The sequence below is a fragment of the Shewanella sp. 30m-14 genome, assembly GCF_052977125.1.
Window position 1 is genome coordinate 62,020 of the sequence record NZ_JBRILW010000009.1, and the last position, 14,272, is coordinate 76,291.

Here is a 14,272-nt window from a genome sequence, read left to right on the forward strand (position 1 = left end):
CGGCTTTACGCTACCGACTCAGTGTTAGATACTGGGTCTGGGTTAGCTTGCGTATTCACTTCGGTTTCAGCCATAAAGTCTTTAATGTGGCCAATGACTTCATCGCTCGCGTCTTCAAGAATATAGTGACCACAATCGCTAAACTCATGCACCTTGGCATGAGGCATTCTTTGCTTCCACTCGGTTAAGAAGTGCTTATCGAACACAAAATCTTGCAAGCCCCAACAGATCACGGTGGGAACATCTTTGAATTTAGACAAGCTAGCAGCAATATCTGACACTAACTCATAATTGCGATCGCCAGGTTTTAGTGGAATGTCCTGCACAAAGCGCAGTGTCGAAATTCGGTTCGCCCAAGAGTTAAAGGGAGCAACGTACGCTTCGCGAATATCTTTATGCATAGGCTTACGCTTAACACCAACGTAAGATGCAGCCGACGAAAACGCATTAAAACCACGCACTAAAAACGTGCCTAGCAAAGTATTGCGGCAAATCGATAGCGCCCACGGGAATGGCTTACTCGCTGGAAGATGAAATGCGCCAGTATTAAGGATAACTAAACGTTTGATACGTTCAGGGTAACGCGCCGCGTATCCCATGCCTATCATTCCGCCCCAGTCATGTACCACCAGCGTAATGTTTTTTTTCACATCTAAGTGTTCGAGTAAGGCTTCTAAATCATCGATACGGTTTTTAAGGGTGTAGTCGTAACCACTGTCGTCAGGCTTATCAGACAAACCACAGCCGATATGATCAGGCGCAATGCACTGATGCTTATCACTTAATGCACTGATAAGGTTGCGATAATAAAAAGACCAGCTCGGGTTACCGTGTACCATCACCACAGGCTCACCTTGGCCTTCATTGACGTACTGAAGCTTGTTGCCGTTTCTATCTAAGTAGTTACGTTTAAAAGGGTGCAGAGTGTCTAGCATGACGTTTCCTATCTTTGTGTTACTTGTCGAACGCTTTATTAGCTAAAGGGGGCTAGCCTGTATATGGACAAGCTTCCTATTAACGTAAGTGTGTGAACTCTTACTCGTTAGCGCTTACCCATATATAGTGACTTACCACTTAAGACCTAACATCATGCAGTTCAAACCACTGCCTATTCCTAAAAAGCTGACCTGATCGCCGCTTTTCAAAAAGCCTTGGTCATGTGCCATTGCTGCCGTAACGGGCAATGAAACCGTGCCCATATTGCCAAGCAACTTATAGGTTGGAAATTCTTTCTCTTCAGGGATATTCAATGCACTCAGTACATTACGACGATTCGACGCGCCAACCTGATGACAAATTACTTTATCGACCTGCTCAACTAACCAGTTACGCTGCTCAAGAAAGTGACTCCACGTATGACGTGCAAGCTCCACACCTTCTTTAAGCAGGGCGACACCGTTGGTGCGCATATATTCGCGATACAGTTGTGGGCCCGCTTCTTCAAGCCCCCACTGACATAAATCATAATGCTGCGGCGCCGACAAGTGACTCGCACCCAATAATTGGTGCTGGCGATTGCCTTTAAGATTTAAGCTGCCATCGGTCAACAACACCGCTACCGCACCAGAACCACCCGTTAAGGTTGCCAAAGACTGCGCGTAGTTTTGCATGGTTGGCTCTGCCAGCATCTTATCTATGGTGATATCAACGATATGACGCGCCGACTCACACGAGACCACTAGGCCAGCTTTAATTTGACCAAGCTCAATACGGTTCGCAATATCTAAAATACCCGATAGCACACCTAAGCATGCATTACTGATATCGTAAATCGCGGTATCTTTAGACACGCCAAGCTCTGCCGCAATACGACAAGCTGTTGCAGGTTCGTGTTGATCGCGGCAAACACCGGTGTAAACCACTGCGCCCAAATCACTGATCTGCACACCGGTTTCATCAATGGTTTTATGTGCCGCGGCTAAAGCACCATCAGATAAACGGTGCCCTTTTGGCCACCAGCGTCTTTCATGGATCCCTGTCAATGTAGCAATCTGCCCCATTGGAATACGAAACTTTTGATATAAAGGCGCTAAACGAGATTCTAGCTCCGAAGTCGATACAACTTCAGGCGCTAACTCGTAGGCCATACTATTAATAAAAACGCGGGAATATTTCATGAAACTGCTTATCGTCACTCACAAGATAGGCGAATTTACAGCCCATCTAGATAGTTATTTATTATTAACCAGCCATTTGAGCAAGAAAAAGCTGATGATTCAATAAAAAACCTCATTACTGAGCAGTTTTAATCCAACCTATCATAGACTTTACTTACTAAAGAGCCTCTCTTTTCGCGCGGATTCAATCACAGCTAACTTAATTACAACTTAATAAACAGTTTGTTACGATAAGATTAAATTGAGCTAGCCTGAAAAATCTATTTAAATGCGTGAATTAGCGCATTTCGCGGCGTAATACTGTTTGAACAAAATTCACTCAAGGTTACTCGGTAGCCCTGCTCTTCAAGAAAGCATACTCTGTCAAGTAACAGCCATTGTTCGACGAGCGCCCTAAATAGATGCGCCACAAGATCGATGCGTCGAGTTAAGCGCTGACGCAGTTCTCCAATCACCAAATACTCTTGCCAATCGATATCAGCAGGTAAAGCTAACCCTTTCGCGTCAGCCGCCCAACGACAAAACACCGCAAAATCATCATTTAACTGACTCTGCTTGATTGCGGGAACAGGTAGATACTCATCAAGACCGCGCACCTTGCGCTGCAACGCATCAAAACCGAGTCGCCAAGCCATCTCCTGCAACCGGTAACCCTTATGCTTGTCGTTAGCAATAACGCTTTGCTGTAAGGGCAACTGCAAGTCTGCACGGCTTAGTTTAAGCTCACTCGCCTTAGCCACTGTCGATAGCGCTTGATACTGCTTGGCTTGAATAAGGTGATAACAACAAGGTGAAATCACCAACTGCTTGGTACCAGCATCACTGGCATGCTGCAGTAGTTTAACATGCAAGTCGCCGCAAGCGTGTAGCGCTACGGCAAGTTGCTCAGTATGTAACTGCTCACTTTGGCCAGCAAAGGCATCTGCACAGATAAAAGTTTGTGGTAGTTGCCATTTTATTGCAAATTGCTCACCGGCTTCACACAGGCTTGGCTGCCATTCAAGACTGACCACTTGTCTTTGGTGGGCTTTTGCAATGAGCCGACCTAAGTGACCTTTTCCTGCACACCACTCAAGCACTGGCGTATCATCAAACGGAAGTGTGGCAACAAATGCATTAATCTGTTGCCACTTACGGCCTTTAATATGGGCACTAAAATGGGGCTCATCTTCTGCTGTTAACAGTGCTGTTGATGCTAATTTTTTTGTTGAGCTTGTTGTTGATTTTGTCGCAACTCTGGAGCCAATATCAGCACCTATGGCTGATTGCAGCAATAACTCAAGCGGCCATGTTAAACCTTGAGCAAGCAAATCCTCTGACAAGGCTCCTAACAAGGCTTCATTCAATCTATTTTGACAAGCATCAATGGCATCAAGTGAGTCGTCAGTGAGTTGCCAAACCGCTTTAGCTAGTCTTGGAAAGCTTTCGCTCCAAGGCAGCTCGTTGCACTCAAAAGAGCGGCTACGCCATAGCGACTGACTCTGCGTTAACAGCGCGTCTATCTGCTTAAGTTTTTGCGCTGCGCTTAATGCAGCTTGCTTACACAAAGGTAGAGATTGAGTTGAAGTGACAGTCATCTTTTTAGCTAATTTAATGTTGCAACACACAGCGGTTTAGCGCTGCAATAAAAACGAGCACCCTATGAAGAGTGCTCGCCAGTTTAACATGTCATCGGCTAGATCCGATTAAGCTTTTTGCTTAACTTCGGGTTTTGAGGCGTTTAGCTTTTTAATTTGCATACGCTTACCTAACCACACCCCTAGGCCTAATGGCGCGAAAAACACCACCAGTAGGAAGAGTACGAAGTACAAAATCAAGCTCTTAAGAGTCTTGGCCAACTCCTGAAAAACCACCTCTACCGCATTTTGTGAAATCTGCTCTAAGTCAATCGCCGCTGCTGCGCGCTCACGAGCAACCATCGCTTCTAGGGCAATACGCTCATTCTTCACCATAACTTCTAGCGCCTGACGCTCAACCGACAACTGCTTTAGCTTATCATCGGTACTGGCACTGAGTTGATCTAATAGCGGAGTGAGCTCTTTACGCATATCAACGGCTAAACTTTGCATCATTTCAGGGCTTTGTGCCATTAACTGCTGGAACTTAGCTGAGGTATCGCTAATATTTGTTAGCGTGCGCTGAATTTCATCGGCATTAATGTTGGAATGCAAGGCATATAGCTCGGCTTTCCAGCCTAAAATTTTTGGCATCTGCTCGGCGATCATCGCCATACGGTCAGAGATATCACTCATCACCTCAGGGACGGTGCCGAAAGTCGTCACCGCATCAAACTCACTGATCTTATGGAACTCAAGCCATTCGGTAAATGCCGATTCCCGTGCAAACGCCATATCCTTTATGGGGTGGCTCGCAGCGTATTGCTTCACGAACTCTTGATTCTTTTTAAAATTAGCGCCACCTAGATTTTTAATTGTGCGCTCAAACTGATCTCGTAATTTGATACTGGTCTCAACAGCGACGGGTTGTTGCTCTGCAAATAAGTTTTTGCCCGCTCCCGTTTCAAAAAACTGTGCCATCTGCTCGGTAAACACCCAAGTATCAATCATCGCTGCTGTTGGTGATGCTTGAAAAATCGTGTGTTGTAGATTCTGCTCGGCGTTAATCTTCCACATTAAGGTGTTTGACTTAATCGCAATACTGTCGGTATTACGCTCTATCAGATCAGCAGCGCTCTCTACCTGGCTATAAAAAACCGTACTAAAGTCGCGACTAAAAACGCGCATATTGAGTTGATCTTTTGGCAACGGCTCAATGCCGCTTTCCAATTTAATTTCTAACAGTGAACACGCACTTGTCAGCAACGCGACAACGGCTATCAAACAAAAGCGAAACATCGCTTTCATAACTCCTCCAGAAAATACACAATTCATTAGAATTTATTTGAAATTCAATTAAAATAGTTTATTAAAAACATCAACTTATAATTCTACCATCGGACATCAACAATACCTATCGCTATGTCTACTTACCTCATTAGCCATATTATGAATTAGCCACGTCAATACCAATGTCAAAGCCAAGCTCTAGGCCAATGAAAAGAGTTTCACTTGTAAGCTAATTCTAGCTAACTTAGAATCTGCCGCAAATTCGAACAAGAAATACAACACAAACCTTATGATGCAATCACCTTGTGTGGCCAAATGCGGCTTAAATGATGAAGATTATTGTATGGGCTGTTATCGCCATATCGATGAAATAGTCGGTTGGGGGCAGGCAAGCGATGAACGTAAAGCGCTCATTTGGCAAAATCTGGCTGAGCGCAAGGCCAAGATGCAAGGCGGGGAAAATAGTGCCATCCTCAGTCGGGCCAAATGGATTGAAGCCCAGAGCAGACTAGAACGCTCAGAGGCCGATTAATCAATCCTGTTCCTGTCCTAAATATATAAACACATCCCAGGATGAGATATTTAATACAAAAAAAGCCGCTCATTCGCGGCTTTTTTAAACTCTTTACGGTCTACTTTTTCAGCATACTCTTCAAATCCGCAAATGGATTGTAAGTCGCAGCTTCAACTTTGTTTTCTGTCGTAGAACCATACTGAATAAGCTCTTCAAACTTAGAGTGCTCATTGTCATGACAATAAAGGCACAACAGCTCCCAATTAGAGCCATCTGATGGATTATTATCGTGGTTATGATCACGATGATGCACCGTCAACTCTCTTAGGTTGGCATTGTTAAATTCACGAGTACAGCGGCCACAGACCCAAGGATAAAGCTTAAGCGCCTGCTCACGATAACCCACTTCACGCTTGGCTTTATACTCTCTCGCCTCAGCTAATACTCTATCTAACTTACTTTGCCCTTGATTGGTCGACATGCTGTTTCTCATTAAAGTTTGTTACCTAGAGCCAATTGTATCACTGACCCTAGGTACTTTTCACCGCAAATTACGCGAATTATTTAGCTTCGCTACCTAAGTACTCTGAGCTTGAAAGATGTAGGTAGTGCAAGTACTTTTCGTACTGCGTCACCACATCTGCCAGTAGCTGATCTTGAGTAAAGCCCATTACATCGTAATGTTGACCACCGTGTTCTAAGAATACTTCCACACGGTAGTATTCGATATCACCGTCAGCCACTTCACTTTCGAGCGGATTGGTAATGCTAAATGCGCGGGTACGTAGACCGTAAACGAAGTCATTATGATCTTCACTTGGAACCACAAAGCGTACACGGTTATCAAAGTTTAAAATCTCAGCCGTAATTGAGCGACTTAAGAAGCTATCGCGTACTTTTGTTAATGCTGGCTGAGCCACACTATCAAGGAAGCTCTGCGCTTCTTCTTGGCTCGGATGCGATAGTAAAACATCAATATGCGACTCCCAGCTCACATTGGTCTTGGTAAACTGCACACTGGTATTATGTGATTGCACGCTGTTGATTTTTAACCAGTCATCTTTAAGCGCAATGTACAGACCGAAACACATGAGCAGCATAACGATAAGGAACGGCAATGCACTTGCTATCGCAGCAGTTTGCAGCGCTTGTAAACCACCGGCTAATAACAAAACAGAAGCAACTACACCTTGCATTAATGCCCAGAAAATACGCTGCCAAACAGGTGCATCATGATCACCACCAGAGGTCAGGTTATCGATAACTAACGAGCCTGAATCAGATGATGTTACAAAGAAAGTCACCACTAAACACAGTGCAATTGTCGATAACAAGGTTGAAAATGGCATATGTTCAAAAAACACAAACAAGGCCACCGATACGTCTGACGATACCGCGTCAGACAGATAGGTTCCGCCATTTGAAATCACTTCAATAGCGCTGTTACCAAAACCTGTCATCCAAATAAAGGTCAATGTCGATGGAACAAACAATACGCCCACCAAGAATTCACGAATAGTACGGCCGCGCGAAACGCGGGCAATAAAGGTTCCGACAAATGGTGACCATGAGATCCACCACCCCCAATAAAGAAGGGTCCAGCCACCAAGCCAATCGTTCTTCTGCTCATAAGCATATAAATTAAACGTCTTACCGACGATATCGCTTAAATACGCCCCGGTGTTTTGTACAAATGCTTGCAGTAGCTCTACTGTAGAGCCAAATAGTAATACACATAGGAGTAACAATACCGCAAGCACTAGGTTGAGCTCACTTAAACGTTTAACGCCTTTGTCTAAACCTGAAAACACCGAAACCGTCGCAATCAGACATACACCGATAATCAAAGCCACTTGCACAGTGCTATTAACCGGCACATCGAGTAAGTAATTAAGGCCTGAGTTTAACTGTAATACACCAAAACCAAGTGATGTAGCCACACCGAACATGGTACCTAGCACCGCAAAAGTATCTACAGCATGACCAATTGGACCATAAATCTTGTCACCAATCAGCGGATACAATGCACTTCGTGGCAGTAGAGGAAGCTTATGTCGATATGAAAAGTACGCCAAACTCAATGCAACAACCGCATAAATTGCCCAAGCATGAATACCCCAGTGGAAGAAAGTGATCTTCATGGCGTCTTTTGCCGCTTGAATCGTCATTGGGTCGGCATCGGGGGGAGACAAGTAATGCATTACAGGCTCTGCCACACCAAAGAACATTAAGCCGATACCCATACCCGCTGAGAACAGCATAGCAATCCAGCTCTTATAGGTGTAATCAGGCTCTGCGTGATCTGGGCCTAGCTTGATATCACCGAAGCGACTTACCATGACAAAAATAATAAAAATCAGGAAAACGGCAACACCTAAAATGTAAAGCCAGCCCGCTTTAAGTTCGAACCAGGATTGAGCTGCTTTGAAGACGTCTTGTGATTGAGTCGGCCACACGGCACAAACAAATACCATTAACGTTATTAGAATGACTGAAGAGAAAAAAACTGGTGGATTAATACTCGATTTTATCGACATAGAATTACCGCAATAAATAAAGAACACACAACATCGCCTAGCGTTGTGTGAAAGGGCCGCCAGGACTTAGAAATGTATTACCAAATATAAGCACACACCGACGGGATCATTATTTTGTGGTTTAACCCGCTGTGATACTCACCTTAGAATGATTAGAAAATCTCGAGCATCATCTGAAACTAGCTTCACCTAATATTAGGATCACGCAAACTAAAGATAGCACTGTCGATTAATTAACATCTATTACCAATAGTGATAAATACCCTTTCTTTTTAGTTGCTTTCAACAACCAAAAAATAAGTACTTACTTACCGCTAAAGGCTAACAAATCATATTGAATAGCCCAACCCAAAATTGCCGTGTAACGACATGGTTCAACTATTAAATAGAATTTGGCTCACAGGTTTTAACAACACAAAATTCACTTACACTATACATTATTTATCGAGTCGATGTTTTCGTCTATAGCGCAGAAACAAAAAAAGCAGCTTATCGCTGCTTTTTTAATTAACTCAATTCAACATTTAACCAGAATTGTGAACTCAATCTCACTGCGTTTTTTTAACAACTCAATCAAAGCAAAACACAATGACTCAAAAACCTTAAAGTTTAAGATCTTTTTCCATCTCTTCGTATGAGATATGGCGTACATCTTTACCTTTCACATAATAGATAATGTACTCACAAATGTTCTGACAACGGTCCCCAACACGCTCAACAGCACGGGCGGCCCAAAGCACATCTAACACTTCAGGAATAGAGCGCGGATCGGCCATCATATAGGTCATCAGCTGACGAATAATGCCTTCATACTCTTTATCAAGCTTAGTGTCTTCTTTGTGCAGCTCAAATGCGACATCGGCGTCCATTCGAGCAAGAGCGTCGAGGGTTGAATGCAAAGTACGTGTGGCATGACGCCCCATGTTTTCGATACTCACCAATAAAGGCTGCTGATTTTTAGAGCGCTTATCCATGGCCGCTTTGGCAATTTTTACGCAGGCATCACCAATTCGCTCTAAGTCAGTAATGGTCTTAGAAATAGCCAATACTAGACGTAAATCACTTGCTGCTGGCTGACGCTTAGCGATAATGCGCGCACATTCTTCGTCAATCGCCACTTCCATACCATTGACTTTGTGATCGCCTTCTATCACTTTTTGCGCAAGCTCGGCATCTAGCGACCCAAGGGCATCTAATGACAGCTCAAGTTGACGTTCAACCAAGCCGCCCATCGCCAACACGCGATTGCGAATATCGTCAAGCTCAGCATTAAACTGACCAGAGATATGTCTATTTAAGTTCATGTTTTCCATTGCTGTAACTCCCTATCTCTCTTAACCGTAACGGCCAGTAATATAATCTTCCGTCTTCTTCTTTTTAGGCGTCGTAAAGATGGTATTGGTATCAGCATACTCAATCAGTTCACCCATATACATAAAGGCGGTTTGATCTGACACGCGCGCAGCCTGTTGCATGTTATGCGTAACAATAACAACGGTATATTTTGATTTAAGATCGGTGATCAACTCTTCAATGGTCAAGGTTGAAATCGGATCCAATGCTGATGTGGGTTCATCAAGTAATAATACTTCAGGTTCAATCGCAATCGCCCGAGCTATCACCAAACGTTGCTGCTGACCGCCAGACAAACCAAAAGCATTATCATGCAGCCTGTCTTTTACCTCATCCCAAATCGCAGCGCCACGTAATGAACGCTCGGCAGCATCATCAAGTTCGCGGCGATTATTAACCCCTTGCAGGCGCAAACCATAAACCACGTTCTCGTAAATCGATTTAGGGAATGGATTCGGACGCTGGAATACCATACCGACGTTACGGCGTAGCGCGGCTACATCGACCTTTTTGTCGTAAATATTTTGGCCGTGCAACATGATCTCACCACCAATATGGCAGTTATCGACCAAGTCGTTCATACGGTTAATGCAGCGAAGTAAGGTCGACTTACCACAACCACTCGGACCGATGAATGCCGTCACCTTTTTCTTAGGGATCTTCATCGATACATCAAATAGTGCTTGTTTGTCGCCATATTTAAGATCTAAGTTGCGGATCTCTAAGGCTGTTTGTTCTTTTGTTAGGTTTTCTAGGTCTAGCATATCAGTCTTCATTACCGATTGATCTATTGAAATCATGTTATTTCCTACTGCTTAGGATAATCGTCAATTAATGCTCAAGCGAACGATATTTTTCGCGTAAGTGGTTTCGTACACCAATGGCAGTTAAGTTAAGTGCCACAATTACCGAGACCAAAAGGAACGAAGTAGCGTATACCAAGGGACGCGCCGCTTCTACGTTAGGGCTTTGGAAACCAACATCATAGATGTGGAAACCTAAATGCATGAACTTACGTTCTAGATGCACAAATGGGAAATTCATATCAATAGGCAATGTCGGCGCAAGCTTTACCACCCCGACTAACATCAGCGGAGCAACCTCACCTGCCGCACGAGCAACTGCCAAAATTAACCCCGTCATAATGGCAGGGCTGGCCATTGGGATAATAATGCGCCATAAGGTCTCTGCTTTAGTGGCACCGAGCGCCAAACTGCCCTGACGAACAGAACTTGGAATACGGCTGAGGCCCTCTTCTGTTGATACGATGACAACAGGCAAAGTCAAAATAGCGAGGGTTAACGCCGACCAAATTACACCAGGCGAACCAAAGGTCGGCGCTGGTAGTGCTTCAGGGTAGAACAGCTGATCTAGCGTGCCACCAAACATATAAACAAAGAAACCTAAACCAAATACACCGTAAACAATCGATGGCACACCCGCTAAGTTAATCACCGCAATACGGATCATCTTAGTAATGGGGCCTTTCTTGGCATATTCGTGCAAGTAGATAGCGGCGATAACCCCAAATGGCGTCACAATTACCGCCATCAACATAACCATAAACACGGTACCGAAAATCGCAGGGAATACGCCACCTTCGGTGTTGGCTTCGCGTGGGTCGTCACTGACGAACTTACCCACTCCAATAAACCACTGGCCAATTTTCCCCATCACACCTAAACGGTTGGCATAGGTCACATCTAAGATAGTATCGAGTTTTAATGTCACCTCTTCGCCACGCATGTCACGAATAATAACCGAATCTCTACCCGCTTCAGTTTTAAAGGCAAAGAACTCTTTTTCTACGATTTGATACTCGGCATTTAACTTAGCGCGCTCAGCGGCTATCTCGGCTTTACGACTGTCGGTTAAGGCGTTATCTAACTCATAACGACGAGACTGTAGACGTAAGTTTTCAAGCTCATAGTTAATTGAACCAATCACACTTTTTTGCAGAGCAAGCGCTTCATCGTTCAGTTTAACCGCTCGCTCTATATGGCTTTCAAAATCCGCTTCAACATTTTGGGATGATAATCGCTTACCGTCCTCGATAATCGCCACAGGGAAGCCATAGAAGTCACCATTTTTACTGCGCTCGATAACGGCTATATTTTCAGGCTTAGAACGAGAGATAATATCTGTTGCTAAAATCCAGCGAAAATCTAACCCAACAAACTCGCGGTTACCGGTTTTAACCAGATAACGGATGACGTTCTCGCCGACTTCTGAGTCAAACTTATGCCCAGCAGCAAGCAGGCGCTCTGTTGGCACTTCCTCTTTATCGTAGATTTCACCAATAAGTGTATAACGCTCACCTTGTTGGTTCTTCATCTCCCACTGATAAATATCAGCAGGCCAGAAGTAACTCAGACCCCGCCAAGCAATTAATAGCAATAACCCGAGTACCGCAATCAAACAGATACTGACTGCGCCACTGGTCATCCAAATCCAAGGAGACCCCGATTTAAACCACTTACCCATTAGCTAAACCTCTTAAAGCGACAGGTGAACGAGTACTTATATATGTCGTCATAAAATTCATTTTCTTATCATCCATAACAATACGCTTTAAAGTGAGCTATAACGTTCACGTAGACGCTGCCTCACCACTTCTGCAATCGTGTTGAAGAAGAAAGTAAAGATAAATAGCACAAAGGCCGCCAAGAACAACACACGATAATGCGAGCTACCAATCGCAGACTCTGGCATCTCTACCGCGATGTTAGCCGCCAGTGTTCTCATGCCCTCAAACACGCTCCACTCCATAATCGCCGTATTACCTGTGGCCATAAGTACAATCATGGTTTCACCCACCGCGCGGCCAAGGCCCATCATGACAGCTGAAAAAATACCAGGGCTTGCCGTCAGCAATACCACCCGAGTTAATGTCTGCCATGTGGTTGCACCCAGTGCCAAACTGCCGTTTGATAAGTGACGAGGCACCGAAAACACTGCGTCTTCTGCGATAGAGAAAATCGTTGGGATAACCGCAAAGCCCATGGCGATGCCCACGACTAGCGCGTTTCTTTGGTCAAAAGTAATGCCGAGCTCGTTGGTGATAAACATACGAGTATCGCCGTCAAATAAGGCCAACTCTAGACCAGGGCTAATAGCAAACGAGAACCAGCCAATGAAGATAATCACAGGCAGTAACATGAGCTCTTGATAGGTTTCAGGTAAGCGTTGCTTCCACTTTGCAGGCAGCTTGTACCAAGCAAAAGCGGTACTTAAAATCGACACCGGCAGCAAAATGAGTAAGGTCAATATTCCGGGCAAGTTATCTTCTATCAATGGGGCTAACCAAAGACCGGCTAAGAAACCTAAAATAACCGTAGGTAGCGCTTCCATTATTTCAATGGTCGGCTTTACGATGGCGCGCACTTTAGGCGACATAAAGTAAGCGGTATAAACGGCGCCTGCAATGGCTAAGGGGGTGGCAAAAAGCATGGCGTAAAACGCCGCTTTCATGGTACCAAACGCTAACGGCATTAGGCTGAGCTTTGCTTCAAAGTCATCCGAGCCCGACGTTGATTGCCACACATATTGAGGCTCAGGGTAACCTTCGTACCACACCTTCTCCCACATGGCGCTCCACGACACTTCAGGGTGACTGTTCGATACACTAAATAGATGAAGCTTGCTGCCAGCTTCGACGATCAAGGCATTTGATCTCGGACTAAAACCGGCAGTACCAGGATTATCTAGCCCAAAGTTCATCGAGAAGAGCTCTCTCTCACTGGTGGTATAAAGCAAGCTTAAGTCACCGTCTTCTGTAATGGTGGCAAAGCTTTTTCGATAAAATTCTGAGGCTACGCTCTTAATATCGCCATGGCCTTTAAAGTTACGGATCTCCTGGTATTGACGACCTTGCTCACCATTCACTTGAAAATACTGCTGCACAATTCCTGTGTCATAACTCACCAGTAACGAGCTAGCGCCAGCAAGTAGCGTCACATTTGTCACATTTGCCTTAGCGCGCCCCAGTGACAGCACTTGGCTAAGTTGCACAGCTTCTGCATCACGAATATCGTAAATAAATAGTTTATTGTCAGAACTTAAAATAAGTTGGCGCTGGTCTGGTGTCATCAGCTGCTGCTGAACATTAACCGGTGAGTCAGGAATAATACTATTATATGATCCCCACTCCACCTCTTCGGTCATCATATTCTCTTCACCTTCCTGGCGAGAGAGATGCCACGCTTTGTCGTCTGTCTGGTACACAAAGCTCATTTTGTCGCTACGGTAACCAAATACTAAATGATTTAGCGCGCGAGATTGTCGATCCGCGGTTAATACCTCATTGTTGTTATAAAAACGAAGTTTAGGGGTGATCAAGCGCTTATCATTTGGATAAGTGACCTCAAATTCAAGACCAGCAATAATCACCTGGCCATTACTCAGTCCCAGCGCAAAGCGTTGCTCACTTGGCGCTCCAGCCGAACTACTGACAATCTCTGTTCCCGCTGGCGTATTAATTTGTTCACTGCGTATTAGTTGAGAAGTTTGAGTGTCATAAAAATCGACTTTGCCAAGCTGAGATACGCGATACATGATCTCATTTTGCTCATCACTTCCTACCATCAGTGCAGGCTTTGGGTCGTAATACTCAGCGCTCACGACCGGTGTCACTTCGGCACTATCGAAGATTGGCTTTATCACATAAAGTAGATAAAAGAAGATCAGTAATAGCGCCACAAACACCATGATCCCACCAATGGTGACACCAATTTGGGCTGCTTTATCCTTGATTGCTCTGCGCGAAGAACCATTATTTATCAATAGGTTTTTCGTAGCAGGTCCAGGTTGAGATACCTGAGTTTCCATTAAGAACCTCGATTATTATAAAGCCAGTTAAGTTTTTTAACTGGGATTGCATTAACGACTATGCTAACACTAATGTTT

11 protein-coding genes are annotated in these 14,272 nt (G+C 44.5%); 1 reads left to right on the top strand and 10 read right to left on the bottom strand.

Annotation, left to right across the window (positions count from 1 at the left end):
- Positions 1-5: 5 nt before the first annotated feature.
- The 4 genes from ACVBIU_RS08760 to ACVBIU_RS08775 all read right to left on the bottom strand — a co-directional run bounded on the left by ACVBIU_RS08760 (position 6) and on the right by ACVBIU_RS08775 (position 4,981).
- On the bottom strand, positions 6-935 hold the full coding sequence (locus tag ACVBIU_RS08760; protein ID WP_447163551.1) for an alpha/beta fold hydrolase: 930 nt from the start codon (positions 933-935) through the stop codon (positions 6-8).
- A gap of 132 nt (positions 936-1,067) precedes the next feature.
- A complete protein-coding gene (locus ACVBIU_RS08765; protein WP_447161549.1) occupies positions 1,068-2,117 on the bottom strand; it encodes a 3-oxoacyl-ACP synthase III in 1,050 nt (349 codons plus the stop codon).
- Positions 2,118-2,377: 260 nt separating this feature from the next.
- Complete coding sequence (locus tag ACVBIU_RS08770) at positions 2,378-3,694, bottom strand: methyltransferase (RefSeq protein ID WP_447163552.1); 1,317 nt, start codon at positions 3,692-3,694, stop codon at positions 2,378-2,380.
- 108 nt (positions 3,695-3,802) lie between these two features.
- Entirely contained in the window at positions 3,803-4,981 is a 1,179-nt protein-coding gene (locus tag ACVBIU_RS08775; RefSeq protein ID WP_447163553.1) for a chemotaxis protein, read from the bottom strand.
- Positions 4,982-5,255: 274 nt separating this feature from the next.
- On the opposite strand from ACVBIU_RS08775, the gene ACVBIU_RS08780 reads away from it, so the two are divergent.
- Entirely contained in the window at positions 5,256-5,495 is a 240-nt protein-coding gene (locus ACVBIU_RS08780) for a DUF1289 domain-containing protein (RefSeq protein ID WP_447163593.1), read from the top strand.
- A gap of 100 nt (positions 5,496-5,595) precedes the next feature.
- On the opposite strand, the gene ACVBIU_RS08785 is transcribed toward ACVBIU_RS08780, so the two are convergent.
- From ACVBIU_RS08785 to ACVBIU_RS08810, 6 genes are all read right to left on the bottom strand, one after another.
- Positions 5,596-5,958, bottom strand: a complete 363-nt coding sequence (locus tag ACVBIU_RS08785) for a YajD family HNH nuclease (RefSeq protein WP_447161546.1) — start codon at positions 5,956-5,958, stop codon at positions 5,596-5,598.
- 79 nt (positions 5,959-6,037) lie between these two features.
- Complete coding sequence (locus ACVBIU_RS08790; protein WP_447161545.1) at positions 6,038-8,014, bottom strand: BCCT family transporter; 1,977 nt, start codon at positions 8,012-8,014, stop codon at positions 6,038-6,040.
- Between the two features lie 602 nt (positions 8,015-8,616).
- Positions 8,617-9,327 carry a phosphate signaling complex protein PhoU gene (phoU, locus tag ACVBIU_RS08795; RefSeq protein ID WP_447161544.1) on the bottom strand — a complete coding sequence of 237 codons (711 nt, stop codon included), beginning with the start codon at positions 9,325-9,327 and terminating at the stop codon, positions 8,617-8,619.
- Positions 9,328-9,348: 21 nt separating this feature from the next.
- The gene (gene pstB, locus ACVBIU_RS08800; RefSeq protein ID WP_447161543.1) at positions 9,349-10,167 is read right to left on the bottom strand and encodes a phosphate ABC transporter ATP-binding protein PstB; all 819 of its coding nucleotides are present in this window, start codon (positions 10,165-10,167) and stop codon (positions 9,349-9,351) included.
- Positions 10,168-10,198: 31 nt separating this feature from the next.
- Complete coding sequence (gene pstA / locus ACVBIU_RS08805) at positions 10,199-11,851, bottom strand: phosphate ABC transporter permease PstA (RefSeq protein WP_447161542.1); 1,653 nt, start codon at positions 11,849-11,851, stop codon at positions 10,199-10,201.
- 87 nt (positions 11,852-11,938) lie between these two features.
- Entirely contained in the window at positions 11,939-14,194 is a 2,256-nt protein-coding gene (locus tag ACVBIU_RS08810) for an ABC transporter permease subunit (protein ID WP_447161541.1), read from the bottom strand.
- Positions 14,195-14,272: the final 78 nt, after the last annotated feature.

Excerpts from the sequence above, each read along its gene's own strand:
- ACVBIU_RS08775 (WP_447163553.1), bottom strand. The coding sequence starts at position 4,981 with ATGAAAGCGATGTTTCGCTTTTGTTTGATAGCCGTTGTCGCGTTGCTG.
- phoU (WP_447161544.1), bottom strand. The coding sequence starts at position 9,327 with ATGGAAAACATGAACTTAAATAGACATATCTCTGGTCAGTTTAATGCT.
- pstA (WP_447161542.1), bottom strand. The coding sequence starts at position 11,851 with ATGGGTAAGTGGTTTAAATCGGGGTCTCCTTGGATTTGGATGACCAGT.
- ACVBIU_RS08780 (WP_447163593.1), top strand. The coding sequence starts at position 5,256 with ATGCAATCACCTTGTGTGGCCAAATGCGGCTTAAATGATGAAGATTAT.
- ACVBIU_RS08785 (WP_447161546.1), bottom strand. The coding sequence starts at position 5,958 with ATGTCGACCAATCAAGGGCAAAGTAAGTTAGATAGAGTATTAGCTGAG.
- ACVBIU_RS08790 (WP_447161545.1), bottom strand. The coding sequence starts at position 8,014 with ATGTCGATAAAATCGAGTATTAATCCACCAGTTTTTTTCTCTTCAGTC.
- ACVBIU_RS08765 (WP_447161549.1), bottom strand. The coding sequence starts at position 2,117 with ATGAAATATTCCCGCGTTTTTATTAATAGTATGGCCTACGAGTTAGCG.
- ACVBIU_RS08760 (WP_447163551.1), bottom strand. The coding sequence starts at position 935 with ATGCTAGACACTCTGCACCCTTTTAAACGTAACTACTTAGATAGAAAC.
- pstB (WP_447161543.1), bottom strand. The coding sequence starts at position 10,167 with ATGATTTCAATAGATCAATCGGTAATGAAGACTGATATGCTAGACCTA.
- ACVBIU_RS08810 (WP_447161541.1), bottom strand. The coding sequence starts at position 14,194 with ATGGAAACTCAGGTATCTCAACCTGGACCTGCTACGAAAAACCTATTG.
- ACVBIU_RS08770 (WP_447163552.1), bottom strand. The coding sequence starts at position 3,694 with ATGACTGTCACTTCAACTCAATCTCTACCTTTGTGTAAGCAAGCTGCA.